Origin of the sequence: Serratia sp. Tan611, assembly GCF_905188235.1 — a bacterium.
Taxonomy (GTDB): Bacteria; Pseudomonadota; Gammaproteobacteria; order Enterobacterales; family Enterobacteriaceae; genus Serratia_B; species Serratia_B rhizosphaerae.
In genome coordinates this window covers 3020143-3045721 of record NZ_LR994655.1, presented here as the reverse complement: position 1 = coordinate 3045721, position 25579 = coordinate 3020143, and the positions used below count along the sequence as shown (strand labels likewise).

The 25579-nt window shown below is 58.3% G+C and carries 21 protein-coding genes; 10 read left to right on the top strand and 11 right to left on the bottom strand.

Annotation, left to right across the window (positions count from 1 at the left end):
- Window position 1: 1 nt before the first annotated feature.
- From tssB to ydgT, 11 genes are all read right to left on the bottom strand, one after another.
- On the bottom strand, window positions 2-541 hold the full coding sequence (tssB, locus tag TAN611_RS14420) for a type VI secretion system contractile sheath small subunit (RefSeq protein WP_105231617.1): 540 nt from the start codon (window positions 539-541) through the stop codon (window positions 2-4).
- 130 nt (window positions 542-671) lie between these two features.
- Window positions 672-1697 (bottom strand): type VI secretion system protein TssA, encoded by a 1026-nt coding sequence (tssA, locus tag TAN611_RS14415; RefSeq protein WP_203066616.1) that lies wholly within the window; start codon window positions 1695-1697, stop codon window positions 672-674.
- Between the two features lie 29 nt (window positions 1698-1726).
- Window positions 1727-2446 carry a type VI secretion system-associated protein TagF gene (tagF, locus tag TAN611_RS14410; protein ID WP_187044489.1) on the bottom strand — a complete coding sequence of 240 codons (720 nt, stop codon included), beginning with the start codon at window positions 2444-2446 and terminating at the stop codon, window positions 1727-1729.
- A 22-nt stretch (window positions 2447-2468) separates the two neighbouring features.
- Window positions 2469-6116, bottom strand: coding sequence for a type VI secretion system membrane subunit TssM (tssM, locus tag TAN611_RS14405; protein WP_105231614.1), 3648 nt, complete (start codon window positions 6114-6116; stop codon window positions 2469-2471).
- Window positions 6116-7339 (bottom strand): DotU family type VI secretion system protein, encoded by a 1224-nt coding sequence (locus tag TAN611_RS14400; RefSeq protein WP_105231613.1) that lies wholly within the window; start codon window positions 7337-7339, stop codon window positions 6116-6118. Before TAN611_RS14400 ends, tssM begins: the two co-directional genes overlap by 1 nt.
- Before the next feature lie 3 nt (window positions 7340-7342).
- Entirely contained in the window at window positions 7343-8689 is a 1347-nt protein-coding gene (tssK, locus tag TAN611_RS14395) for a type VI secretion system baseplate subunit TssK (protein ID WP_111736869.1), read from the bottom strand.
- A gap of 42 nt (window positions 8690-8731) precedes the next feature.
- Window positions 8732-9259, bottom strand: a complete 528-nt coding sequence (gene tssJ / locus TAN611_RS14390; protein ID WP_105231611.1) for a type VI secretion system lipoprotein TssJ — start codon at window positions 9257-9259, stop codon at window positions 8732-8734.
- Window positions 9260-9285: 26 nt separating this feature from the next.
- Entirely contained in the window at window positions 9286-9789 is a 504-nt protein-coding gene (gene tagV / locus TAN611_RS14385; protein ID WP_105231610.1) for a type VI secretion system accessory protein TagV, read from the bottom strand.
- 1439 nt (window positions 9790-11228) lie between these two features.
- A complete protein-coding gene (locus TAN611_RS14380; protein ID WP_203066615.1) occupies window positions 11229-12263 on the bottom strand; it encodes an NADP-dependent oxidoreductase in 1035 nt (344 codons plus the stop codon).
- An 89-nt stretch (window positions 12264-12352) separates the two neighbouring features.
- Window positions 12353-12772, bottom strand: a complete 420-nt coding sequence (uspC, locus tag TAN611_RS14375; protein ID WP_203066614.1) for a universal stress protein UspC — start codon at window positions 12770-12772, stop codon at window positions 12353-12355.
- Between the two features lie 157 nt (window positions 12773-12929).
- Window positions 12930-13145, bottom strand: a complete 216-nt coding sequence (gene ydgT / locus TAN611_RS14370) for a transcription modulator YdgT (RefSeq protein WP_105231607.1) — start codon at window positions 13143-13145, stop codon at window positions 12930-12932.
- Between the two features lie 1437 nt (window positions 13146-14582).
- On the opposite strand from ydgT, the gene flhD reads away from it, so the two are divergent.
- From flhD to TAN611_RS14320, 10 genes are all read left to right on the top strand, one after another.
- A complete protein-coding gene (flhD, locus tag TAN611_RS14365; protein WP_203066613.1) occupies window positions 14583-14933 on the top strand; it encodes a flagellar transcriptional regulator FlhD in 351 nt (116 codons plus the stop codon).
- A gap of 2 nt (window positions 14934-14935) precedes the next feature.
- Entirely contained in the window at window positions 14936-15517 is a 582-nt protein-coding gene (flhC, locus tag TAN611_RS14360) for a flagellar transcriptional regulator FlhC (RefSeq protein WP_105231605.1), read from the top strand.
- Window positions 15518-15664: 147 nt separating this feature from the next.
- Complete coding sequence (gene motA / locus TAN611_RS14355) at window positions 15665-16555, top strand: flagellar motor stator protein MotA (protein ID WP_105231604.1); 891 nt, start codon at window positions 15665-15667, stop codon at window positions 16553-16555.
- Entirely contained in the window at window positions 16552-17595 is a 1044-nt protein-coding gene (gene motB / locus TAN611_RS14350) for a flagellar motor protein MotB (protein ID WP_203066612.1), read from the top strand. Before motA ends, motB begins: the two co-directional genes overlap by 4 nt.
- Window positions 17592-19565 (top strand): chemotaxis protein CheA, encoded by a 1974-nt coding sequence (gene cheA, locus TAN611_RS14345; protein ID WP_203066611.1) that lies wholly within the window; start codon window positions 17592-17594, stop codon window positions 19563-19565. The genes motB and cheA overlap by 4 nt, the downstream gene beginning before the upstream one ends.
- A 30-nt stretch (window positions 19566-19595) precedes the next feature.
- The gene (cheW, locus tag TAN611_RS14340) at window positions 19596-20096 is read left to right on the top strand and encodes a chemotaxis protein CheW (RefSeq protein WP_105233410.1); all 501 of its coding nucleotides are present in this window, start codon (window positions 19596-19598) and stop codon (window positions 20094-20096) included.
- Between the two features lie 169 nt (window positions 20097-20265).
- Window positions 20266-21933: a methyl-accepting chemotaxis protein gene (locus TAN611_RS14335; RefSeq protein ID WP_203066610.1), complete on the top strand. Its 1668-nt coding sequence runs from the start codon at window positions 20266-20268 to the stop codon at window positions 21931-21933.
- A gap of 103 nt (window positions 21934-22036) precedes the next feature.
- Window positions 22037-23641 (top strand): methyl-accepting chemotaxis protein, encoded by a 1605-nt coding sequence (locus TAN611_RS14330; protein WP_203066609.1) that lies wholly within the window; start codon window positions 22037-22039, stop codon window positions 23639-23641.
- A 28-nt stretch (window positions 23642-23669) separates the two neighbouring features.
- Complete coding sequence (gene cheR, locus TAN611_RS14325; protein WP_197949791.1) at window positions 23670-24530, top strand: protein-glutamate O-methyltransferase CheR; 861 nt, start codon at window positions 23670-23672, stop codon at window positions 24528-24530.
- Window positions 24530-25579: a chemotaxis response regulator protein-glutamate methylesterase gene (locus TAN611_RS14320; RefSeq protein WP_187044501.1), complete on the top strand. Its 1050-nt coding sequence runs from the start codon at window positions 24530-24532 to the stop codon at window positions 25577-25579. The genes cheR and TAN611_RS14320 overlap by 1 nt, the downstream gene beginning before the upstream one ends.

Sequence of the window (25579 nt, the reverse complement as noted above, 5' to 3'; positions counted from 1 at the left end):
ATTAATCCTCACGCTCGTTATTGTCGTCTTTTTTCTCCGCCGGTTTCGGCGCGTTAGTCAGAGATTTCAACAGCTCCGGGTTTTGCAGGATCTGGGAGATCAGCTCTTCGGCGCCGTTTTTACCGTCCATGTAGGAAAGCAGGTTGGAAAGTTGGGTGCGTGCTTCCAGCAGGCCGCCCAGCGAATCAACCTTGCGGGCGATGGCGGCAGGGGAGAAGTCGTCCATGCTTTCAAAGGACAGATCGATGTTCAGCTTCCCTTCACCGGTCAGGGTATTGTCTACCTGATAGGCCACGCGCGGCTTCAACGACTTCATGCGTTCGTCGAAGTTGTCGATATCGATATCGAGGAACTTGCGTTCGTCGACGCTCGGCTGCGGGTCTACCGGTTTACCGACCAAATCCGCCATCACACCCATTACAAACGGCAGCTGAATTTTGCGTTCTGCGCCGTAGATTTCGACATCATATTCAATCTGGACGCGCGGCGCGCGGTTGCGGGCGATGAACTTCTGTCCGCTGCGGGATTTCGAGTTTGCCATGAGTTACTCCATCTAATGACGATTAGGAACGATTGCCATCGGTAACGGCGTCGTTCAAATTCTGGCCTGTTTCTGTTACTACAGGCAACGATAGTGGTCGAAACGAAAAACGACAAGCCGGGGTTCAGTTTCAGTGGTTGTCGTCGTTATCAGTGCGCCCAAGAATGGTTTCCAGTTGGTTAAGACCATCGGGCGCCAGGTCGCGGACGATTTGCATAAAGTCCAGAGCGATCAGGCGCTGCACGCGGTCAATCATCAGCGGCGCCGGATGGCTCGGTTCATTCAGCTGAAAATAGCTTTTTACTTTTTCCAGCATTAGTTGGGCATCGTCTCGCGACTGAATCTGCGCGCTGCGCCAGTTGAGCACCGCCGCTGCGGCTGGTACAGCGCTGACGGCTTGCTCGGCGTGCTGCTCGTCGTGTGCTTCCGGCGTTGCGACGTCCGGCGCCGTGGTGCCGCCGGCCTGCGCAATCACGTTGAACATTTTCAGCAGGGTGTGCATTTCCGGCAGAGCGCTTTCGCCCAAGTGGCGCGTCACGATGTCGCGAATGGCGGCCAGTTGCAGAAGGATAGTGCGCACCAGTGCCACCGCCGGCTGTTCCGGCTGGCCCAGCTCATCCTGCAGGCGGGCGCGGCCGCCGGGGAAGGTAGGGCACTCCTGCTTGCTGCCGTCCAGCAGCGAGCAGGCATCGCGCAGCATAATCTCGCCGGCGGCGCTTTTCAGCAGCCAGGCGGATCGTACACAGCCGGCCAGGGCGGACTTGTCGCCGAGATCCGCCAGCACGTTAATGCGGAACAGCGGGTCGGCTTCGCCGTCAAATTCCAGCTGCGGCAGCAACGGTTCCCAGTAGCGATCCAGCGCCTGATGAATCAGCGTCAGGCCGTCGGCATAGCCTTGCAGGCCGCGCAGCTGTGTCCAGGCGCGCGTCAGCGGCAGCATTACCCGCAGATCCTTGGTGCGTTCCAGCAGTGCGGTCGCCAGGCGCTCCACCTGCACCCAATCCGGCGCTTCAGCCGGAATAATGGTGTCGCCGAACTGCTGCTCAGCCTTGCCGGCACAGGCCTGCTCCATCGCTAAAAAGTCAGCGTCATATTCCAGATTGTCGCCGCAGGGAGAATCCGCGTTAATCGGGGTCAGCAGGGTTTCGATAGCCATACACAGTCTCTAGATAAATGAAAACGCTGTTAATCAAACATTTGCGGATATTGCCCGCCGCGGCCGGGACGCGCCCAGCCGTTAGGCTCAAACAGCAGCGAGAACAGCTGCACCGTCAGGTTACCGCTGTGTACATGGGTATAAAGCGGATGACCATCGGCCTGATTGGTCCACCAAAAGCTGGTGTACTGCGCCGGGTCGAAACAGTCGGCGGCCTGTTGCCAGCCAAGCCCCGGCAGATCCGGATGGCGAAAGCCGATAATCGACAGGATTTCGGACTCGCTCTCTTCCGGCGGTGTCGGCAGCGCCGGTATGTTCAGCAGGCTCTGGTCGATCTGCTCGGCGGAAAAACTGTTGCGCACGCCGTTGAGCAGGGTGTGGCCCAGTTGCCGATACCATTCCGCCGCCATATTCAACTGCTGGATATGCCACTCTTCCGGCGTAAACAGACGGATGGCGCAGATCGGGTAGTGGCGCCCCACGCGGTCGCGCGCCGGCAGCAGGCAGCCCATCTGGATATATTGGCTGCCGAGCGTTGCGGGAATCACAAAATTCCACACCGGCGCATTGCTGAACGGGTTGCTGGCGTTATCGGGCAAGTTTTGTTTCTGGTTGACTAAACCGTTGTGAAACCACTGGGCCCAGTTGCTGACCACTAAGTCGGGCAGGCGGCGCTGTAAAAAATCACCGGCGGTGGGAATCTTTCCATACCAGCCGATGCTCGCTGTCGGGCTTTGGTCGTTGCTCATGGTGATGAATGTCCTTTCGGGGCTACGGGCAAGAGAATGCCGGCAGCTGGAACGGATTGCGGATACTGTTGGCGGTGAATTCCAGCGTGACGCGGTGGCCGTCGAGGTTAAACGTCGCCTGACGGCTCAGGCTGCTGCCGCCGGCCGACAGGCTCGCCATATCGACCATGCGATTCAGCGCCCAGGGGCCGCTGGTCAGCAGGCTGGCGGTGGTGCCGTTCGCCAGCGCCAGCTGCAGGTGCACCTGATTGGTATTACGGGTGCCCGGCCAACTGACCACCAGCGGCACCAGCGGACCATGGCTGTATTTGAACAGCTGCCCGTCAATATCCAGCGTCATATTGAGAATATCGTTATCCATCCGCACCGGACGCACCGTCACGCGGTACGACGGCGTAGCGGTGCCGTTGGCAAAGAAGGCGTCGCGAATACGCTGCGCCTGCTGGAACGAACGCAAGATACCTTCGCCGCCCGGCAGCGTTTTGCCATCGACGCCCGGAGTGAAACGCCAGTTGGCGCGGGTCGTGTCCACTTTGCCCTGCAGGTTTTCACGGAAGAAGCTGTCCATCAGCCCGCTGTTGGGCGCGAACATGCGCGCCAGGTCATCCGGCGTGACGTCACGTTTTGAACGCGAGGAGAGGGGATAGCGGCCAGCTATCGCCTGTCGGCAGAAGCTGCCGACCTCAAAGCTGATGCGCTTTTTTACGTTCTCCATCTCCTTGCGTTGGGTATCGCTGCTGGCGCCGATCGCCAGCGATAACAGCATCTGTTTAAACGGCGTCGGCAAACGGCCGGATTCCGCCTGCAGGCGTGGGATCACGTCGCTCGGCGGCGCCGACATGCCGCTGTTGGCTGCGCCCTGAACTGCCGTCAGATAGCTGTACAGCTCGTCGACCTGTTTCAGAACGCCGTCAAACACAATCGCTTTGCTGCCTTCGCCCTGGCCCTGGGCCAGTTCCAGCAGCGGTGCGAAGTGCGCCATCACCACCTGTTCCGGCTGGGCGGAGACGTCGCCGTCGGCGTTGCTCGGGCGGTTGGTGAACAGGGCTTCCAGCGTACGGTTGGCGCTCTGGTTGATGGATTCGCCGGCTTTATTCGCCAGCGAGCGTGCTTCCTCACCCTCTTTCTCTTCCCGCAGCGTGACGTTTTTACCGACGTTGACCAGCAGGTTGCGCATCGGCGACGGGTTGCCGGACAGCAGGCGTGCGCTGCTGATGCGTTGCGTCAGGTTGCCGATGTGGGCCAGCTGAATATCGCCCAGCAGTTCATCCCAGACGGCGATAAAATCCTGCATATAGAGCTGACGTACGGTTTTCGTCAGATCGGCGCTTTTCTGCTCCGGCGTCTGGGTGTTCAGCACCCAGACATCTTCTTGGCGCAGCGTATCGGTCACTTTGTCGATATTGCTGTCGAACGCTTTCCAATATCCCTGTGGCGTAAACAGGCCGGGGATGCCGTCGGTGATTGGCTTGCCGCTTTTGCGCGAGAACGCCAGCTCGGTTTGCGGGCCGGCGAGATCCACCAGACGAACCGGTTTAATCTCGGTCTGATTCAGCAACAGACGCTTCAGACGACCATACACGCGCTGCGACAGCGGAGCGCGGTTGATGGCGGCCTGCGCCTGACTAACCAGCGCCTCATCCTTGGCGTAAGGCGAAGCCTGAATCTGGCCGTCGAGCAGCTGGCTCAGGTGCCATTCCAACTGCTGCAGCTGTTTTTGGGTGCTGCCCTGCGGCAGATTGCGCTGCAGGTTGAGCATTACCCAGGCGCGCAGGAATTTGCCGTCGTACTGCTTCGGCAGATACAGCATCTGGTAAGCCTTCAGCGCTTCGTAGCTGAAATCGGCGTCGCTGTGGTTATCGTTGCGCAGGGTAGTGGCGATCTGTTGCGCCACCTGCGGCAGCAGCAGCTCTTGCAGCGTTTTCTGATACAGCGCGTTGCTGGCGTCGCTGACCTGATCGCCGCGATACAGCCCCATGCGGTAGGTGAACGGCGGATCGTCCAGCGAAAAGTTCTGGCTGTCCGGCAGATGCAGCACGCTGTTCAGGAACGGCAGCAGGGCGAACATATCGCCGGAGTTCAGCTGGGTCAGCCCCTGGCCCTGACGCTCCACCGACGGCGCCTTGGCGGAGACTTCGGCCAGATAGGCCTTGTTATTGCCGTAGCTGGTGAACCAGAAAATCCCCAGAATCGCCAGCACCACCGCCAGAGCGATGTAACCGGCCCAGTGCAGCGCACGGTTGCGGTACTCCCACCAGCGGTTGCTGCCGGCCAGCCCGGACTCCTGGAAGATCACCGTTTCCAGCGTCTCTTTCAGGAAGAAGCTTTGCCCTTTGGCCGCCGGGATTGGTGCATCGTCGTTGACGCTGTCCCAGGAGGTCTGCGCGCCGTTGCGCTGGCCGTTGCCGGCTGACGGCAGTTGCAGATAGCGGTTCAGTTCGCCCATCACCCGGTCGAACGGCAGGCCTTCCTGGGTGCCGCTGGTAAAGTAAATACCGCGCGGCGTGAAGCGCGTTTCAAAGCTGGAGGTGGCGAACACCACGTCCAGGTACTGCGCCAGCAACGGTCGCAGTGCGGCGAATTCCTGCGGGAACAGGTAACTTTCCGAGCGCTGGCGGGCATCGTGTTCCACCAGCAGCGTATCCGGCAGTGCCGCGTCGAGACGCTGTTGCAGCAGCGTATACTGCTGCTCAAATTCGCCGCTGAGGTTGAAGTCGGGCTGGCGCGAGCGCTCATACGGGAAGGTGAATCCCCAGATCTGGTCGCGCTGCGCTTTGTCAAAGCCGCTGAAGTAGGCCATAAAACCGTTGAGCAGGTCGGTTTTGGTCACCATCACATACACCGGGAAGTGGATGCCCAGCTGTTCGTGCAGTTCAATCAGCCGTTTGCGCAGGGCGCTGGCCTGCGCATTGCGTGCTTCGGCGCTTTCCGTCATCAGGTCGGCGACGCTGATGGTCACCATCACGCCGTTGATCGGCTGGCGGGTGCGGTATTTCTTCAGCAGGTTGACGAAGCTTTTCCATTCGCCGGCGTCTTCTTCCCGCTGGCTTTCCTGAGTGGTGTAACGGCCGGCGGTGTCCAGCAGCACGGCATCGTTGGTGAACCACCAGTCGCAGTTGCGGGTGCCGCCGACGCCGCGCAGCGCCGATTTGCCGAAGCGATCCGCCAGCGGGAAGTGCAGGCCGGAGTTCACCAGCGCGGTGGTTTTCCCTGCGCCCGGCGCGCCGATAATCACATACCAGGGCAACTGATACAGATACTGGCGGCTGAAACGGGTCATCCAGCGGTGTTTATCCCCCTGGCCGGGGGCAAAACGCGCTTTTTTCAGCAGTTGGGCGGCTTCGTCAAAGCGCTGCGCCAGCAGTTGATCCTGCTGCGGCTCCGCCTTGGCGTCGGCGTCGTCGGCCGGCGCCTGCTCACTGGCGCGCAGGTTGCTGAGCAGCTTACGGTTGAACCAGGCGCTGTAGATGCGCGGTACAATACGGCACAGCACCCAAATCAGATAGATCACCGCGATCGTAATGATGCGGTTCAGTTCCGGCTCCAGCGGACGGTAATCGCCGATGGCCACCAGCGGGCCGATCATCCAGATGATGAACGCCATGGCGCTGATGCCGGCAAAACCCCATAACAGGCGGCTGGTGATGATGGAGAATAACGTACTAAGCATTACTTTCCGTTTCCTTGCTGCAGTCCGTTGATTTCCGCCTGAGTATTCTCTGGCGCAACCAACAGCGTAATTTCAACCCGGCGGTTCAATGCGCGGTTCTCTTTACTGTTGTTCGGCGCGACCGGGTTGCTTTCGCCGCGGCCTTCCGCTTTCACCCGCTGAGGGTTATCAAGATGTTTTTGCAGCCGTTCGCTGACGGCTTCTGCGCGCGCCAGCGAAAGTTCCCAGTTCGAGGCGAAACGGGCGCTGCGGATCGGCTGGCTGTCGCTATAGCCGGTCACCAGGATTTTGCCGCTGACGCCGTTCATCGCCTTGGCGATGCGGTCGATGACCGGGATATACGCCGGGCGTACGCTGGTGGCGGCAGAGTTGAACAGTCCATCGCCTTTGAGGATCACCACGCTTTGCTGCGCTTCATCACGCACTACGACCAGGCCTTCGGCGATCTCCTTACGCAGGAAGCTTTTCAGGCTCAGCACCGGCGGCGCGGCCGGCGCCGGGTTGCCGATCGTCACCTGCGGCAGGTTGGTCTGGTAGATGGAGGCCAGCACCGGGCTGGTGGCATCGCCCAGACGCCAGTTCAGTACGATAAACAGCAGCGAGGCGAGGAAACCGGTCAGCGCCGCGCAGGCCCACAGCGGCACCAGCGGTCGCCACAGTTTTTGCTGCACCGGCAGATCGACCGCGTTCGGCGACAGCGGCGGAGCATAGCCACCGCGCACCGAGCGAATCAGCTGCAGCAGGCGCTGTTTCATGGTTTCCAGCTGCGAACGGCCGTTTTCCATCACCCGGTAGCGGCCTTCAAAGCCCAGCAGCAGGCAGTAGTTGACCAGCTCCAGCAGGTTAATGTGCTCGCGTGGGCTCTGCGACAGCTTGGCCAGCAGTTGGAAAAACTTTTCGCCGCCCCAGGTCTCGTTATGGAAGGTGACCAGCAGGCCGCTGCCCGACCAGACGCTGTTGCTGCCCCAAGGGGTGAGGGCGGCGGCTTCATCCAGCGCGGTGCACAGGCAGTAGCGCGCGCCGATAATCACTTCATACGGCAGATTGGCGCGTTGGCCGCGGACTTCAAAACGGCGAACTTCATCGATCAATTGCTGACGCAGCTGCGCCGGATTGGCGTGCGTCGCCGACTGCCGGATTTGCGAGATCGCATTCAGCAGCGGATTGGCGGCGGCCACCAACGGGTTATCCCACTGCGCGGCCTGGATGTTTTCCTGTGTCATAGCTTATCGGTCCGTATGGCTGCGAATAGCCCAGAATTCCATATCCAGACCCGGGAATTCCCCTGCCAGATGCAGGGCGAAGGCGCTGGACTTTTCCATCTGTTTCCACAGATCGCCGCCTTTCTCCAGCTCGAAGTAGGTATAGCCGGCGTGGTACGGAATCTGACGCGGCGCGGCTGGCATGGTGCGCAGGCCGATGCCCGGCAGCTGTAGCTGCACCAGATCGCGGATGCGCGTCACCGGGGCAATTTTCATCTGCGCCGGGAAGTGGGTCAGCAGCACGTCGGCGGCGACGTCGGCGCGTACCGCCAGTACAAAGCCGAAGTCGCGCATCATTTTGGTGTCCTGCACCGTCGCCACGTTCAGCCCGTGCGAGCGTTCGACCAGCGTCAGCTGAATAGCATTGTCTTCCAGCACCACCGACAGCCCCTGGCGCAACAGCAGCATCAGTTTACCGAAGCACAGCGCCGGGTTGTCGTGATCGTACACCGGCAGGCGGCCTTCCGGCGTGCGCTGCGGTGAAAAGCTGGACAGCTCGGTGGCGAACTGCAGCCATTCGGCAAACAGGCGTTCCGGGTGCAGATGTTCCAGGTGCCAGGCATGGCTGACCTGGCCGAGATAGCGGTTCACCAGCTGCAGCAGCATAAAATCGACCATTTCGGAGCTGCCGCCGCGGCCCGGCTGCAGCAGACGCTGGCTCATCTGCTGGCTGCGTTGCTGCAGCAGGCCCTGCAGATCGTTGATAAAAGTTTTCAGCGCCGGGCTGCTCTGGCAGTTGAGCGTCGGCGGAATCAGGTCTGGCTCCAGGCGCAGGCTGTTGTCGCCGCGTTTTTCCAGCACGCGGGTGACGGTCATGGCGGTCCATTCGGCGTTCAGATCGCTTTCCAGCATCAGGCGCAGGCGCAGGTTGCCGAACTGCAGCGCAGCGCTGCCGACGGAGACCGCATTGAGATCGTCCACCTCATTTTCGTAAGCCAGATAGCGCGCCAGCGCGTCCGGCGACTCCTGGAAGATAACGTCTTCACGGCCGGCGCGGTACGTCGGCAATGCCAGTACAACATTTTCGCCGGTTTTGTTCTCGGCAATGGCCAACGGGGCCGGTGCCTGCTGTGCGCCGTTGAAACGGAATGGCGTGCCGTCCGGCATAATGCCGCTGGCGGCGGTCAGGGCAATTTTCCCCTGACGCAGCAGGGTCTGATCCAGCTCAAGGGTCAAAAAGCCCCAGAAACACCCGTTATGCGCCTGTCCCCAGTTACGCACGTAACTTTCGAGGTAGTTTTCCGCCTGCTGGAAATGGTGGGGACGCAGAAACATCCCTTCACTCCAGACCACTTTATGAGCATCTTTCATCATCACACCTATGTAGAGGGCGGGCGCGCCCGCCCCAAATAATCAGTCTTCGTCTTTGACGATGCGCAGACCGTTAACATCGGCCACAACGTGCGCTTGCAGCTCATCCGGCGAGAATTGCCAGACCTTATAGAAATTGGTTTCGGTCGGGGCGGGTAGCGGCAGTGAAATGCGCCAGGCTTTGCCGTCCAGATTCTGGTATTCGGCGATTACGCCGATATAGCGCGTTTCCAGAGTGCTTTGGCCGTTCAGTTTTTTACCATTTTGGCCAGGCGTCAGGAAAAACTGGTCGCTGTCCAGCAGGCTGTTGCCCAGTACGCTTTTGGCGTCGTTTTGCAGGCTGAAGAAGTCGGCATCCATAAATTCCGCGTCAGAACGCAGCAGCAGCACGCGCACCTTGATCGGCGCGGGGCGCTGGCCGGCGGCGGCATTGACCTGCGGGACGGCGTCAAACGTCAGGCTGTAGCGCGACGGCACGCTTTTTGCCGAAGACATACAGCCGCTGAGCAGCAGCGCGCCCAGCATCAGCAGGCTAAAACCCCACGCACGCGGGGCGAATGATGATTTCATTATCAATGACTCCCAGCGAAAGGGGACTACTCAAGGATCCAGGTGGCCGATTTGGCGTCTTTACAGGCTTTGCCGTCGCTGCCGACCTGAACGCAGTTTTGCGGTTTGGCGGCGGCGCGTGCACGGCGCGGTCGGTCTTTTCGCAAGGTTGATTTGTATTTGTTTTCGGGCACGCCGGCGTTGTTCTGGATATAACCCATCAGGTCGCCGCCGCGTACGGCGGAGATGGCCAGCCAGTCGTTTTCCACTTCGCCGAGCGCGTAGAAGGAAGCGGCGTTGTCGAGGCGCGTAACGGTGGCGCCACCGTAACCCGGCTGGGTCATGACGCTGGCGGCGTACAGGCTGCGGTACTCTTCATTAATCGGTTTGAACTGTTTCGGTGCGGCGATCGCCATACGGTGCTGCAGCTTCACGCCGTTGATTTCGCTGGTGACCAGGGTATCTGAACTGATGACCGGCGGCGGCGGCGGCGTCGAACAACCGGCAAGGATCAGGGCGGAAAGCAGTGTCATCGTAATCCGTATTTTCACAATATCCTCTTTATATCTTTTGTTGTCTGTCGGCTAGAAGCGCGGTGATTAATCAACGTTCATCGTCACTGCGGCTGCGCATTGGCGATGTGGATGACGGGGTACGACGCGCGTTGCCATAGGGAAATGGTTCTGGACTGGCGCCGCCGAGTGCCGGTGCGGCAAAGGGCTTAGGCCTGCGCGATGGCGCCAGTGCGGATGCATTTCTGTCAGGGGTGGGGAGTAACGCGGCAGGGCAGGACGAGGCCGGCGGGAAAAACGGCTGCCGGCATCCCGCCGTGAAACGGCAGCGCCTGGTCGTCGCGTTTTCCCTGCGGTGGTGTGGGCAGCAGGCACGGAGAAGCCGCCGTTTTTACCCAGGTAAAAACGGCGGCTTCCCAGAAGATAATGTTCCTGCTGGTGGCCCAGACAAGGAGAGACGCCGTAGCGTAACAACATGGTAGTGGTAGCTTTCATTGTGTGTGTAAGGCTTCCTGTGGATATCAGCGCACTGCCACGCAGCACCGCTCAAAACAGTCCCGTTTTAGGTTTTATAGATATCAGGCTACGTCACAAGAAATTATGTAAACGACAGGGAAATAAAAGGTAACGTTCCCTAAAACAAATGATTATGCGTATGCATGGCATCAGGCGCACATCCGTTCGGGCGCAGGGACCGGGGAATAGCGAGCCTTGTTGCATGCGACGGTTACGCGTTATTAAGCTGGAAAACAGCGGATAATGTGATGATTTTTGCTTAATGATTAGCGAGCGATTGAACGTTGCAGGTGCCGCTCAGACTGGCGTCTGGCAGCGCCGTGTGCCTCAATTCGCGCCATGTTTAATGATAAGCAGACACATACTATTTTTGCCGTTCAGGCATGGCTACCGCACGGGATTAACGCGCGATCCCGAGGGCGTATCTGTCACAAATAGAGCGTTTTATTATCCGAATATTTAACAATCTTTACACATCCACGGGTCTGGCTGCAGTTTACAATAGCCACAGGCATTTGCAAAATGACCGCGATTAACCCATTTTGGTGAAGCTAACTTACGCAATTTTTTATTTTTATGCAATATAAACAGCGAGTTAAAATGCATCCCATTTTCCATGTGTATGGTTTGGTGAATTGGTAATACCAAAAGCTTATGAGTCAGGTGTCTCTTAACCCTCTTAATTAAAACTATTTTTTAACGAAAATTAACTTTTCGCTGATTTTCTATCCTTACCATTCACATGATAAATATAGAGAAATACATAAATTAATCGAATATTATTTCAGATAAATCTCATTGGTGGCGGGGGTGGGGATGGCGATTTTTGATTGTAAAGCACTCATGCCATGGTGGGCTGAACGCATGAGTCTAGGTTTTTTCTGGTAAAAAAGTTAATGGGTTGAGCTAAATCTTAGGTTTACCCATGCTGGGGGCGAGCGCCCCCAGCGGCATGATATTGATTACTCTTCTGCGACGCGAATAACCAGTTTGCCGAAGTTTTTCCCTCTGAGCAGGCCGATAAAGGCCTGCGGGGCGTTCTCCAGGCCGTCGATGATATCTTCGCGGAATTTTATGTGGCCCTGATTGACCCAGGTTTCCATTTGCTGCAGGAACTCAGTGAAGCGCGGCGCATAGTCGTCAAAAATGATAAAACCTTGCATGCGAATGCGTTTACGCAGGATCAGCGCCTGCAGCATTGGCAGGCGATCCGGTCCGTTGGGCAGGCCAGTGGCATTATATTGGGCGATAATGCCGCAGACGGGAATGCGCGCCCTGGTGTTCAGTAAAGGCATTACCGCGTCGAACACCGCGCCGCCGACATTTTCAAAATAAACGTCAATGCCATTTGGGCAAGCCTGGGCGAGCCGTTCGGCAAAATCGTCGGCGCGATGATCGATGCAATCATCGAACTGCAGCTCATCCTTCACATAGCGGCATTTTTCTGCGCCGCCGGCGATGCCGACCACGCGGCAGCCTTTCAGTTTCGCCACTTGGCCGACCACCGAACCGACCGCCCCACTGGCGGCGGCAACCACCACGGTTTCGCCGGGCTGCGGCTGGCCGATGTCCAGTAATCCCATATAGGCGGTAAAACCGGGCATGCCTAATACCCCGAGCAGGCGTGAGGGGTGTTCCAGGTGTGCGCCAAGATTGCGCACGTTGCTGCCGTCGGTAAGTGAGTAGTCCTGCCAACCCGTGGCGCCCAGCACCCAGTCGCCGGGTTTAAAATCCGGATGTTGTGAGGTGACGACGCGCGACACGGCGCCGGCGACCATGACGTCGTCAACTTCTACCGGGGGAGCATAAGAAGGGGCATCGCTCATCCGGCCGCGCATATAAGGGTCGAGCGACAGATAAACAGTGCGCAGTAACGCCTGGCCTGCGGCGGGCTGCGGTACGTCGGTCGTTTCCAGACGTAAATTTTCCGGGGTGGGTTCGCCGTGCGGCCGTGAAGCAAGCACGATCCGGCGATTGTTTTGTGGTTGTTGAGACATAAAACGCTCCTGAGCTGCGGGTACCAGCCCCTAGTCTAGTCAGAAGCGGTGGGGAACAACCAACGGAAAGTGCTCCGCGCCGCGCCGGGTCAGAGCGGGACGATCAGCACATCTGTCCGGCTGGTATCGATAAACCGCGCGGCTGAACAGCTCAGCTTGTTCATCAGATGGCCGCTGTGATTGCCGCAGATAACCAGATCAAAACTGCGCTGCTGGCAGGCGTAGCTGAGGCCGTCCCCCAGTTCTCCCTGCACCACCAGTAAGTCGGCGATCGGATAGCCGGCCTGCTGGCGGAGTTGTTCCAGGAACAATCGGGTCTCTTCTTCCATCAGGTTGCGCAGATCGCCGAGCATCGGGCCGGCGAAACTATTATAAAGCTCAGGGTTCGCCACCATGCTTAACAACGTGAGCTGTCCGTTGTAGGGACGGACGATGGAGACCGCTTTTTGCACTAATAATTGACTGTCGGCGGCCACGGCGACGGCAACCAGCACCTTTTGATATCCCATATTTCCTCTCCATCTATTGTCCCGATAAATAATCGTAGAAGCTGATGAGGGAAATAACCGTGTTTTGCATCACGCGCGACAATAAATTTTCCAAAAAGCCTTTATTGAGCAATTAAAGATAACGGTGGTTGCGCACGTTATGATTCGCAGGAAAAAATTAAAGCACGCGGGCCCATAATGTTTTAGGAATTTTTCCCAGGTCAAACAGTTTACCTGAAACCAACTCGGCGCGCCGGTGGTCTGCCGCACGGTACATGTTGCTCATTTCTGTATCATTATCAATCGAGTAGTGTAGCTTGTCGTAAACCTTTTCCAGGCTGTCCAGGCTGGAGCATTTACGAAATGTCATCAGGTATTCTAGGGTAGTTGTCATGATTTAAATATAGCCTGTTAATAGTTGTGATTAGGAAAAATCACATATGTAGAGTGATTGCACCGTTGCCGTGTATGGACGACAGACTAAAAAGTAGAAACTATGGTGAAAAACGAGCACCGGTGAAAAATAACGCGCCAAGTGCGCATAAGCGCCAGAATAGTAATATGCCCGTGCGTTGTCAGCAATGCGGCAACGCCCGATTTTTTATGAATTCAGCCTAGTCTTAAGCTGGCCGGCAGCGTTCAGGCTGCATTTTCAGATTTATGTCAGTCATGGCGTGTTGAATATTTCCGGAAGGCGGCGGGGAAGTGTGGCGTATCTGTGCCGATGGGCGGGATGCGCCGGCAACCTGTTTTGCGTTGCTTGGGGGCCGCGATAACCCCGAGTGAGAAAACGTCCGGCTATTCGGGGGACATTTGGTGTCGAACACTGGCCTGGCACATCGGCGGGAAAACGATAAACAGGCGAGTGTCTGAGCCGTTGGTTTTGAGCGATGAATGGCAGGGATAAAGGAAATATACACCTGGCATAAAAGACGGGAAAATACAAAACTCCGCGAATGTATTAATCTGGCGCAGTTTTTCAGATTGTTTTTTTGCGGAAATATAAAAAAACAATTAAAGGATTAAACCATCCTGCCGATAGTTAGATTAACGCGCTCTATACATTTATTTTATGCAGATGGCCCGCGTCGGTGGATATGCTTTGTTACATCTCTTGGCTTTTGTCCCGCACTAGCCCGGCGCTTTGCCAAGACTATTCGCTATTGTCGAATAGTGATTCACTGAAATCTGCACTTTTTGCGATATCTTACCTACAAACAACCTTATAGTTGATGCGGCTAATTGTTAGCGTGCTGATGGTTAGATTGCTGTTAACTAGCTATTTACTCTGTATTTATCCGAGATGTGCAGATTTTTGTTCTGTGATTTTGGTTTGGTGACGCTTTTGTTCGAATTGATCTAAAAAAGCTATTTTTTTGGCTGATAAATATCTCTTTTCAGACGTTTTTTTACTTGTGGCGCTTTTTTACGCACTAATCTGTGCAAAAAAATGCTGCCAACCTGATATTTGAGTTAAAAAGGCTGCATTTTTGTGATCTACGTCACATTGTATTTAAAATTGCCGTATGCTTGCGTTGTGTGTGCTAACGGATCGGGGGTAGAGTTGCTGTTGTTTAGGAATAATCTTATTAACTTGTAAAAAAGCTTCACCGTGATTTCGCAACCAGCGGAGCAGGGTGTTGCATACCTATTCACATGGATTTGAGAGCGAATTATTTACTGAATGACGTTCCGGGAGCGTGAAATCGGCACTCTCTTTTCACGGATGATAATCAGGATTCATTTGCCAACTTCGAGAAAACCCAAGTCACGGGCGATAAAATTATCACCCAGCGTATGTTTTTAAACATAGTCTGTCGGGATGGGAAATATGGGTACGTCTGAATTACTTAAGCATATATACGACATCAATTTGTCGTACTTACTTTTAGCACAGCGTTTGATTAATGATGAAAAAGCATCGGCAATGTTCCGTCTGGGGATTGATGAGGATATGGCCGACGCCCTGTCGCAATTAACGTTACCGCAAATGGTCAAGCTGGCGGAGACCAACCAGCTGGTGTGCCATTTCCGTTTTAACGATCATCAAACCATCACACAGCTGACAAAAGAGTCGCGTGTTGATGACCTGCAGCAGATCCACACCGGGATTTTGCTCTCAAGCCATTTATTGCAAGAGCTCTCCGGTAAGCAGGACTGCGCGATGAAGAAAAGGGCTTGAAGATGGCGGATAAGAGTATTGTCAAGGAAGCCAAGGATATCCAGCTTGCCATGGAGTTGATCGCTCTGGGAGCACGGCTGCAGATGCTGGAAAGCGAGACGCAGCTCAGCCGCGGCAGATTAATCAAGCTGTACAAGGAACTGCGCGGCAGTCCGCCGCCGAAAGGCATGCTGCCGTTCTCTACCGACTGGTTTATGACCTGGGAACATAACATTCACTCGTCGATGTTCTATAACGCCTATTGTTTCTTGCTCAAAAGCGGGCAATGCACGGGCGTTGAGGCGGTGATCAAAGCCTACCGTTTATATCTGGAACAGTGTCCCCAGCAGCCGGGCGAGCCGCCGTTGCTGGCGCTGACCCGCGCCTGGACGCTGGTGCGCTTTGTCGACAGCGATATGCTGCAGCTTTCCGCCTGCAGCAGCTGCGGCGGTACGTTTATCACTCATGCGCATCAGCCGCTGAGCAATTTCGTCTGCAGTTTATGCCAACCCCCATCCCGCGCCGTAAAAAGACGTAAACTTTCGCCGCAACTGGCCGATATTATTCCACAACTGTTGGACGAGCCGGTTAAACGCGCAATGTAAGCCGGGGTTCCTCCGGCTTACGGCATCAATTTATCACCCATACGTAGGGGAGCCGGCGGCTCCCGTCGGCGCAGGCTGTTGCGCCGCTACGATGGCGTTTGGCATTGCTCCCGTCCTCCATCCACCTCGTTTAATTAAGGAATGCGTGTGTTAGTTATTTTGGGTTACGTAGTGGTTCTGGCCACGGTATTTGGCGGCTATATGATCGTGGGTGGCCACCTCGGCGCGCTGTATCAGCCGGCGGAGTTCCTGATTATCGGCGGCGCCGGCGTTGGCGCGTTTATCGTCGGCAACAACGGTAAAGCGATCAAGGCCACGCTGCGCGCCATACCTACGCTGATGCGCCGCTCAAAATACAACAAAGCGCTGTATATGGATTTGATGGCGTTGCTGTTTCGCCTGCTGTCCAAATCACGCCAGCAGGGGATGCTGTCGCTGGAGTTCGATATTGATAACCCGCAGGAGAGTGAAATTTTCTCTAATTATCCGCGCATTCTTGCCGATAACCATTTGGTGGAATTTATTACCGACTATTTACGGTTGATGGTGAGCGGCAATATGAACGCGTTTGAAATTGAGGCGCTGATGGATGAAGAGATTGAAACCTTCGAGCAGGAAAGCGAGGTGCCGGCCGGCAGTCTGGCAATGGTCGGCGATTCACTGCCGGCGTTCGGCATCGTCGCCGCCGTGATGGGCGTGGTGCACGCGCTGGCCTCGGCTGACCGGCCGGCGGCGGAGCTGGGGGCGCTGATCGCCAATGCGATGGTGGGGACTTTCCTTGGGATCCTGCTGGCTTACGGTTTTATTTCTCCGCTTGCCACCCTGCTGCGGCAAAAGAGCGCGGAGAACGTCAAAATGATGCAGTGCATCAAGGTGACGCTGCTCTCCAGCCTGAACGGCTACGCGCCGCAAATTGCCGTCGAATTCGGCCGTAAAACCCTGTACACCACGGAGCGGCCGTCCTTTGTGGAACTGGAAGAACATGTTCGTCAGGTGAGGGCGCCGGCGCAGCAGGCAGCGGAAGAAGAGCAGGCATGAAGCAGAATCACCCGGTCGTCCTGGTTCGCAAGCGTAAGGCGCACCATAACGCGCATCACGGTGGTTCCTGGAAAATCGCCTATGCCGACTTTATGACGGCGATGATGGCGTTCTTTTTGGTGATGTGGCTGTTGGCCATCGCCAGTCCGCAGGAGTTAACGCAAATCGCCGAATATTTCCGTACGCCGCTGAAAGTGGCGCTGACCGGCGGCAACAAAAGCAGTGCCGAAAGCAGCCCGATTCCCGGCGGCGGCGAGGATCCCACCCGGCAGGACGGGCTGGTAAAAAAACAGCCGAACGCCGAACAGCAGGCGGAAGCGCGGAGGTTCAATAAGTTGCGCGAGCGGCTGGATCAGCTGATTGAGTCCGACCCGCGCCTCAGGGCGCTGCGGCCGCACCTGCTGATTAACCTGATGGATGAAGGGTTGCGCATCCAGATTATCGACGGCAAGAACCGGCCGATGTTCAAAACCGGCAGCGCGCAGGTGGAGAATTATATGCGCGATATTCTGCGGGCAATTGCGCCGATCCTGAATGACTTACCCAATAAAATCAGCCTGTCTGGCCATACTGACGATCTGCCGTACGCCACCGGCGAGCGCTATTACAGCAACTGGGAACTGTCCGCCGATCGCGCCAACGCCTCACGGCGAGAGCTGATTGCCGGCGGGCTGGCGGAAGGCAAAGTGCTGCGCGTGGTGGGCATGGCCGCCACCATGAGTCTGAAGCAGCACGGGGCGGATGATTCGATGAACCGGCGCATCACGATCCTGGTGCTGAATAAACAAACGCAGCAGGGCATCGAGCATGAAAACGCCAAAAGCGAGGCGGCGGAAATCAGCCGGCCGCAGGCGCTGAAGCAACTGGCGCCGCAGCCTGTTGCCGCGTCGACACAAAAGACGCCGGCTGGAGAAGCGGCGGTTCAGCCGTCAGCGCCGGAGGCTCCACAGCCGGAGGCGCCGACGACGGCCATCTCACCAGCGCCGGCGGCAGGCCCATCGACTAACCCACAGCGTCTCACAGTAGAGGTGATCCCGTGAGTATGGATATTAGCGCTTTTTATCAGACCTTTTTCGATGAAGCAGACGAGCTGCTGGCCGATATGGAACAGCACCTGCTGGAGCTGGATCCGCTGGCGCCGGATATCGAACCGCTGAACGCCATTTTCCGCGCGGCCCATTCGATTAAAGGCGGTGCGGCCACCTTCGGTTTTAGCATTCTGCAGGAAACCACCCATCTGTTGGAAAACCTGCTGGACAGCGCGCGGCGCCAGGAAATGAGCCTGAGCACCGAGATTATCAACCTGTTTCTGGAAACCAAAGACATTATGCAGGAGCAACTGGACGCCTATAAAACGTCACAACAACCCGATGCCGACAGCTTTGCCTATATCTGTCAGGCGCTGCGGCAGTTGGCGCTGGAAGCGCAACAGGACGCTCCCGCACCGCCGGCAGCGGAGCCTGAGGTGGCCGCCCCGGCGATGCCGCCGTCCGCGTCAGCCGGAGCCGGCGGGCTGCATATTTCACTGACCGATCTGAAACCGAACGAAATCCCGCTGTTGCTGGAAGAACTGGGTAACCTCGGCGAAGTGCGCGATCCGCAGCAGGGTGAAAACAGCCTGTCGGTGACGCTGCTGACGTCCGTCAGCGAAGAGGATATCAGCGCGGTGCTCTGCTTTGTGCTGGAGCCTGAGCAGATTGCCTTCGCTGCGACCACAGTCTCGCCGGCTGAGGCGGCAAAAGTGGCCGGGCCTGTTCCACCGGCGGTGCAAACGGCGGCGCCGGCGGCAGACGCGCCGAAGCCGCGCAGCAAAGCGGCGACGGAGTCCAGCAGTATCCGCGTGGCGGTCGAGAAGGTGGACCAGTTGATCAACCTGGTCGGCGAGTTGGTGATCACCCAGTCGATGCTGGCGCAGCGTTCCGGCACGCTGGATCCGGTCGCGCACGGCGACCTGCTCAACAGCATGAGCCAGCTGGAGCGCAACGCACGTGACTTGCAGGAGTCGGTGATGTCGATCCGCATGATGCCGATGGAGTACGTGTTCAGCCGCTTCCCGCGGCTGGTGCGGGACCTGGCCGGCAAGCTGAACAAGCAGGTAGAGCTGACGTTACAGGGCAGCTCCACCGAACTGGATAAGAGCCTGATAGAGCGCATTATCGATCCGTTGACCCACCTGGTGCGCAACAGCCTGGACCACGGGATTGAAGACCCGCAGGTGCGTCTGGCTGCGGGCAAGCCGGAGGTCGGCAACCTGATTCTGTCGGCGGAGCATCAGGGCGGCAATATCTGCATTGAGGTGACTGACGACGGCGCCGGGCTGAACCGGGAAAAAATCCTGGCCAAGGCGGCCGCGCAGGGGCTGGCGGTCAGCGACAGCATGAGCGACGAAGAGGTTGGTATGCTGATCTTCGCGCCGGGCTTTTCCACCGCGGAACAGGTGACCGACGTCTCCGGCCGCGGCGTCGGCATGGACGTAGTGAAGAGAAACATTCAGGAGATGGGCGGCCATGTAGAAATTCATTCGCAGGCGGCCAAGGGAACCTCTATCCGTATTTTGCTGCCGCTGACGCTGGCGATCCTGGACGGGATGTCGGTCAAGGTGAATGACGAGGTGTTTATCCTGCCGCTGAACGCGGTGATGGAGTCGCTGCAGCCGCAGGCGGAAGATCTGCATCCGCTGGCCGGCGGCGAGCGGGTGCTGCAGGTGCGTGGCGAATACCTGCCGCTGGTTGAGCTGTACCGTATCTTCGACGTTGCCGGCGCGAAAACCGAAGCGACGCAGGGCATCGTGGTGATACTGCAAAGCGCCGGCCGGCGCTACGCGCTGCTGGTGGATCAGTTGATCGGCCAGCATCAGGTGGTGGTGAAAAACCTGGAAAGCAACTACCGCAAGGTGCCGGGCATTTCCGCAGCGACCATTTTGGGTGACGGCAGCGTGGCGCTGATCGTCGATGTGTCGGCGCTGCAGACGTTGAACCGTGAAAAGCTGCTGCCGGAGGCGGCGGCGTAACTCGTTAACCGACTTGGATAGGGCATGAATATGGCTGGATTGGCAAGCGTCAGCAAAATGGCTGGTGAAACCGTAGGGCAGGAGTTCCTGATTTTTACGCTGGGTAATGAAGAGTACGGCATTGATATTCTGAAGGTGCAAGAGATCCGTGGTTATGACCAGGTGACGCGCATCGCCAATACGCCGGCGTTTATTAAAGGGGTGACCAACCTGCGCGGCGTGATCGTGCCGATTATCGATCTGCGGGTGAAGTTTGCCCAGCAGGACGTCTCTTACGATGAAAACACCGTGGTGATTGTGCTCAACCTCAGCCAGCGGGTGGTAGGTATTGTGGTGGACGGCGTGTCCGACGTACTGTCGCTGACCGCCGAGCAGATCCGGCCGGCGCCGGAATTTGCCGTCACGCTGGCGACTGAATACCTCACCGGGCTGGGGGCGCTGGGTGAACGGATGCTGATCCTGGTGGATATTGAAAAACTGCTGAGCAGCGAAGAGATGTCGCTGGTCGACAGCGTGGTGAAAAGCGCCTGATTCACAGATGGCCGTCGCCGTTGTGCCGCCGTCTCCGGGCGGTGCAACGGCGGTAACCGACTCACACAAAATAGTTACCCGCAACCATAAAGTTCTCTTCGGCGCCGCCGATAACCCAGACAGATAACGTTTTGGGATTTATCCGAGTGGCATTCCAAGAAGGGGACACATGTTTAATCGTATGAAAGTCGTGACCAGCCTGCTGTTGGTGCTGGTGTTGTTTGGTGCGTTGCAGCTGATTTCCGGCGGACTGTTCTTCTCCTCGCTCAAGAGCGATAAGGAAAACTTCACCGTATTGCAGACTATCCGACAGCAGCAGTCCGAACTGAACGGCAGCTGGGTAAGCCTGTTGCAGGCCCGCAATACGCTGAACCGCGCGGGCATCCGCTACATGATGGATGCCAATAAAATCGGCAGCGGCGCCAGCGTGCAGGATTTACTGGCATCGGCCCGCAGCGCGCTCGGCGAGGCGCAGCAGCGTTACGCCGCTTACGAAAAAGTCCCGCTTGGCGAGCGACAGGACCGGCAGGCTGCTGAAAAGCTTAAGCAGCAGTATCACATTTTATACGGCGCGCTGTCGGAGCTGATCCAACTGCTGGACGCCGGCAAAATCAACGCCTTCTTCGACCAACCGACTCAAAGCTACCAGGACGCCTTCGAACAGGTCTATGTCGCGTATCTGATGAAAAACGGCGAGCTGTATCACGATGCGGTAGAGGCCAACGAACGCTCTTATAGTTCGGCGCTCTGGACATTGGTGACCGTGCTGCTGGTGGTGCTGGCGGCGATCGTGCTGGTATGGAGCGGTATTCATCATATTCTGGTGCGTCCGCTTAACCGCATTATCGAACATATCAAACACATTGCCGCCGGCGATCTGACCCGGTCGATCGACGTCGGCAGCCGCAACGAGATGGGCGTGCTGGCCGCCAGCCTGCAGCATATGCAGGCCGAACTGACTAACACCGTCAGCGGCGTGCGTCAGGGGGCCGACGCTATCTACAGCGGCGCGTCGGAAATCGCCGCCGGTAATAACGATCTCTCCTCCCGCACTGAACAGCAGGCGGCTTCGCTGGAAGAAACTGCCGCCAGCATGGAGCAACTGACCGCCACGGTGAAACAGAATGCGGAAAATGCGCGCCAGGCCAGCCAACTGGCGCTGAGCGCCTCTGAAACCGCGCAGAAGGGCGGCAAGGTGGTCGCTGACGTCGTGCAGACTATGCACGATATCGCCGGCAGTTCGCAGAAAATCGCTGATATTACCAGCGTGATCGACGGCATTGCCTTCCAGACCAATATTCTGGCGCTTAACGCGGCGGTGGAAGCGGCGCGCGCTGGTGAACAGGGGCGCGGTTTTGCCGTGGTGGCCGGCGAAGTGCGCAATCTGGCGCAGCGCAGCGCGCAGGCGGCAAAAGAAATTAAAGGACTGATTGATGACTCGGTCAGCCGTGTCGATATGGGATCGGTACTGGTGGAAAGCGCCGGCGAAACCATGGGCGATATCGTCAATGCGGTGACGCGGGTCACCGACATTATGGGAGAAATCGCCTCCGCGTCCGACGAGCAGAGCCGTGGGATCGACCAGGTCGGCCAGGCGGTGGCGGAAATGGACCGCGTCACGCAACAGAACGCCTCACTGGTGGAAGAGTCGGCCTCTGCGGCCGCGGCGCTGGAGGAGCAGGTCAGCCTGCTGACGCGCTCCGTCGCGGTGTTCCGCCTGCATAACAACAGTCAGGAAACCGTCAACGCGCCGGTCATCAGCAAGGCGGCTGTCCCGAGCATTACGCCGCGTAAAGCCAGCGTCGGCGAGACGCAGGATAACTGGGAAACGTTCTGACTCTGAGGTGCCGTAACCGCCGCATGCTGTAGCGCGGCGGTTGCGGAGAAAGCGCCTCTGTTCCGTCGTCGGCTGGCCGCGTCCGGATGAAAGGAGATTCATCATGTTTAACCGAGTCCGTATTTCCATCAGCCTGTATCTGCTGATGTTCTGTTTTTGTCTGATGCAGCTGATCAGCACCGGTCTGTCGTTCAGCGCCTTCCGCGCCGACAGCCGCAGCTTTGAGGTGATAACGCAGGGAAGTCAACAGCGTGACGTGTTGACGATGAGCCGGATTGCATTGCTGCAGGCGCGCAATAGCCTGAACCGCGCCGGCACCCGTGCTGCGCTGCAGCTGCCGCAGGAGCAGGTGAACCCCCTGATGGATGACGCCCGCCGTTCGCTGCAGAGCGCCGAGCAGGGTTTTGGTCAGTTTCAGACGCTTGCGCCCGCCGGCGAGAGTGAACGCCGCCTGACGGCCCGCTATCAGCGGTTGCGCGCAGCGCTGCTGGAGCTGATCGGTTTGTTGGAGAGCGGCAACCTGCAGGCTTTTATGGCGCAGCCCACGCAGCAAATACAGGCGCAGTTTGACACGGAGTTCACGCATTACCTGCAGCACTTGAGGGGCGAGATGGCGCAGGCGCAGCAGGCCAATCAGCGGGCCTACGCCTTGGGCGGCTGGATGCTGGCGGGCGCGGTGCTGATGCTGTTCGTCGTCGCCGGCAGCGCCATTTGGTGGCAGCAGACCGTGCTGCTGGGGCCGCTGAAAACCATGCGCCGCCATTTTGAACGCATCGCCGCCGGCGATCTGGCGATGCCGGTGGAGGTGAAAGGCAACAATGAAATCAGCGCGCTATTCGCCGGGCTGCGGCAGATGCAGCAGTCGCTGGCCAATACCGTCGGCGCAGTGCAGGACGGGACACAAGCCATGCTGATCGGGCTGCAGGAGATTGCGGCAGGCAATAACGACCTCTCTTCCCGCACCGAGCAGCAGGCCGCCTCGCTGGAAGAAACCGCCGCCAGCATGGAGCAATTGACCTCAACGGTGAAACAGAACGCCGACAATGCGCGCCAGGCCACGCAACTGGCGCGCGATGCGTCGACCATCGCCGCCAAAGGCGGCGAACTGGCGGGCGAGGTGGTCGATACCATGTGCGCTATCTCCGGCAGTTCGCAGAAAATCGGCGCCATTACCGGCGTCATCGACGCTATTGCCTTCCAGACCAATATCCTGGCGCTTAACGCGGCGGTGGAGGCGGCGCGCGCCGGCGAACAGGGGCGCGGTTTCGCCGTGGTGGCCGGTGAGGTGCGCAGTCTGGCGCAGCGCAGCGCGCAGGCGGCGAAAGAGATTAAAGATTTGATCGATGAGTCGGTGGCGCGGGTGCAGCAGGGGTCGACGCTGGTGGAACACTCCGGCGCCACCATGCAGGACATCGTGCGTTCGGTAACGCGGGTTACCGACATCATGGGGGAAATTACGTCCGCGTCCGATGAGCAAAGCCGCGGCATTGAACAGGTGACGCAGGCGGTGACGCAAATGGATCAGGTGACACAGCAGAATGCGGCGCTGGTGGTCGAGGCGGCCTCTGCCGCCAGCGGTCTGGAAGAGCAGGCGATCGCCCTGGCGGATGCGGTGTCGGTATTTCGTCTGGCGGACGCGCACGTCAGCGTGCCGGCCGCAGAGTGGTTACAGAGGCAAAAGGAGACGCCAGATTGTCAAACAGCATAAAACCGAGTTCTTTTCCGGGTAAGACTCGATGAAGCCTTTACCTCATGGCGCGGCGACGCCGCTGGCGCAGATGGCGCAGCGTCTGCCGCTGTCCGACGTGCATTTTCGCCGTATCAGCCAGCTGATTTATCAGCGCGCCGGCATCGTGCTGGCGGAGCATAAACGGGAAATGGTGTACAACCGCCTGGTGCGCCGCCTGCGCCTGCTGGGCATCAATGATTTCGGCAGCTATCTGGCGCAGTTGGAGAGCGACGTCAACAGCGCCGAATGGCAGGCGTTTATCAATGCGCTGACCACCAACCTGACGGCGTTTTTTCGTGAGGCTCACCACTTTCCTATTCTGGCCGAACATGCCCGCACGCGCCCGAACGGCTACTGCGTCTGGAGTACCGCCGCCTCGACCGGCGAAGAGCCGTATTCCATCGCCATCACCCTGAGCGAAACGTTGGGGCAACGGGGCGGCGGCTTTCAGGTATGGGCCAGCGATATTGATACGCAGGTGCTGGAGAAGGCGCAGGCGGGCATCTACCGGCAGGAGGACCTGCGCACGCTGACGGCGGGGCAGATGCAGCGCTACTTTTTACGCGGCACCGGGCCGCATCAGGGGCTGGTGCGTATCCGGCCGGAACTGGCGGCGCAGGTGCACTTTCAGCCGCTGAACCTGCTGGCGCCGCAGTGGGATCTGCCGGGGCAGTTCGACGCTATTTTTTGCCGCAACGTGATGATCTATTTCGATAAGGCGACGCAGGAAAAGATTCTGCGTCGGTTTGTTCCCCTATTGAAGCCTGGCGGGCTGCTGTTTGCCGGTCATTCCGAAAACTTCAGCCAGATCAGCCGGGATGTCTACTTGCGCGGGCAGACCGTGTATGGCCTGACCAAGGAGAGGTAATGAGTAAAATCAGAGTGTTAAGCGTAGATGACTCCGCCCTGATGCGGCAGCTGATGTGTGAAATTGTCAACAGCCACGCGGATATGGAAATGGTGGCGACCGCGCCGGATCCGTTGGTGGCGCGCGATCTCATCAAAAAATTTAATCCGCAGGTGCTGACGCTGGACGTCGAAATGCCGCGCATGGACGGATTGGAATTCCTTGAAAAGCTGATGCGTCTGCGGCCGATGCCGGTGGTGATGGTGTCATCGCTAACCGGCAAAGGCTCGGAAATTACCCTGCGGGCGCTGGAACTGGGGGCGATTGATTTCGTCACCAAGCCGCAGTTGGGCATCCGCGAAGGCATGCTGGCGTACAGCGAGCTGATCGCCGAAAAGATTCGCACCGCCGCCCGTGCGCGCCTGCCGTCGCGTACGCGCGCCGCCGCGCCGCCGATCCTCAGTCATACGCCGCTGCTCAGCAGCGAAAAGCTGATCGCCATCGGCGCCTCCACCGGCGGCACCGAGGCGATTCGTCAGGTGCTGCAGCCGTTACCGGCCACCAGTCCGGCGCTGCTGATCACGCAGCATATGCCGCCGGGGTTCACCCGCTCCTTTGCCGAGCGTCTGAACAAACTGTGCCAGATTACGGTGAAAGAGGCGGAAGACGGCGAGCGCGTGCTGCCGGGGCACGCTTACATCGCGCCGGGTGATCGTCACCTGGAGCTGGCGCGCAGCGGCGCCAACTATCAGGTGAAGCTGCATGACGGACCGCCGGTCAACCGGCACCGGCCGGCGGTGGACGTGCTGTTCCGTTCGGTGGCGCAGTTCGCCGGGCGCAATGCGGTCGGGGTGATCCTGACCGGCATGGGGAACGACGGCGCCGCCGGCATGCTGGAAATGCACCGCGCCGGCGCCTATACCCTGGCGCAGGATGAAAACAGCTGCGTGGTGTTCGGTATGCCGCGCGAGGCTATCGCCGGCGGCGGCGTCAGCGAAGTGGTGGAACTGGAACGGATAAGCCAGCGCATGCTGGCGCAAATCGCCGGAGGGCAGGCGCTGCGTATCTGA

Coding starts and splice junctions, on each gene's coding strand:
- tssB (WP_105231617.1), bottom strand. CDS start 541: ATGGCAAACTCGAAATCCCGCAGCGGACAGAAGTTCATCGCCCGCAAC.
- tssA (WP_203066616.1), bottom strand. CDS start 1,697: ATGGCTATCGAAACCCTGCTGACCCCGATTAACGCGGATTCTCCCTGC.
- tagF (WP_187044489.1), bottom strand. CDS start 2,446: ATGAGCAACGACCAAAGCCCGACAGCGAGCATCGGCTGGTATGGAAAG.
- tssM (WP_105231614.1), bottom strand. CDS start 6,116: ATGCTTAGTACGTTATTCTCCATCATCACCAGCCGCCTGTTATGGGGT.
- TAN611_RS14400 (WP_105231613.1), bottom strand. CDS start 7,339: ATGACACAGGAAAACATCCAGGCCGCGCAGTGGGATAACCCGTTGGTG.
- tssK (WP_111736869.1), bottom strand. CDS start 8,689: ATGAAAGATGCTCATAAAGTGGTCTGGAGTGAAGGGATGTTTCTGCGT.
- tssJ (WP_105231611.1), bottom strand. CDS start 9,259: ATGAAATCATCATTCGCCCCGCGTGCGTGGGGTTTTAGCCTGCTGATG.
- TAN611_RS14380 (WP_203066615.1), bottom strand. CDS start 12,263: ATGTCTCAACAACCACAAAACAATCGCCGGATCGTGCTTGCTTCACGG.
- uspC (WP_203066614.1), bottom strand. CDS start 12,772: ATGGGATATCAAAAGGTGCTGGTTGCCGTCGCCGTGGCCGCCGACAGT.
- ydgT (WP_105231607.1), bottom strand. CDS start 13,145: ATGACAACTACCCTAGAATACCTGATGACATTTCGTAAATGCTCCAGC.
- flhD (WP_203066613.1), top strand. CDS start 14,583: ATGGGTACGTCTGAATTACTTAAGCATATATACGACATCAATTTGTCG.
- flhC (WP_105231605.1), top strand. CDS start 14,936: ATGGCGGATAAGAGTATTGTCAAGGAAGCCAAGGATATCCAGCTTGCC.
- motB (WP_203066612.1), top strand. CDS start 16,552: ATGAAGCAGAATCACCCGGTCGTCCTGGTTCGCAAGCGTAAGGCGCAC.
- cheW (WP_105233410.1), top strand. CDS start 19,596: ATGGCTGGATTGGCAAGCGTCAGCAAAATGGCTGGTGAAACCGTAGGG.
- TAN611_RS14335 (WP_203066610.1), top strand. CDS start 20,266: ATGTTTAATCGTATGAAAGTCGTGACCAGCCTGCTGTTGGTGCTGGTG.
- TAN611_RS14330 (WP_203066609.1), top strand. CDS start 22,037: ATGTTTAACCGAGTCCGTATTTCCATCAGCCTGTATCTGCTGATGTTC.
- cheR (WP_197949791.1), top strand. CDS start 23,670: ATGAAGCCTTTACCTCATGGCGCGGCGACGCCGCTGGCGCAGATGGCG.
- TAN611_RS14320 (WP_187044501.1), top strand. CDS start 24,530: ATGAGTAAAATCAGAGTGTTAAGCGTAGATGACTCCGCCCTGATGCGG.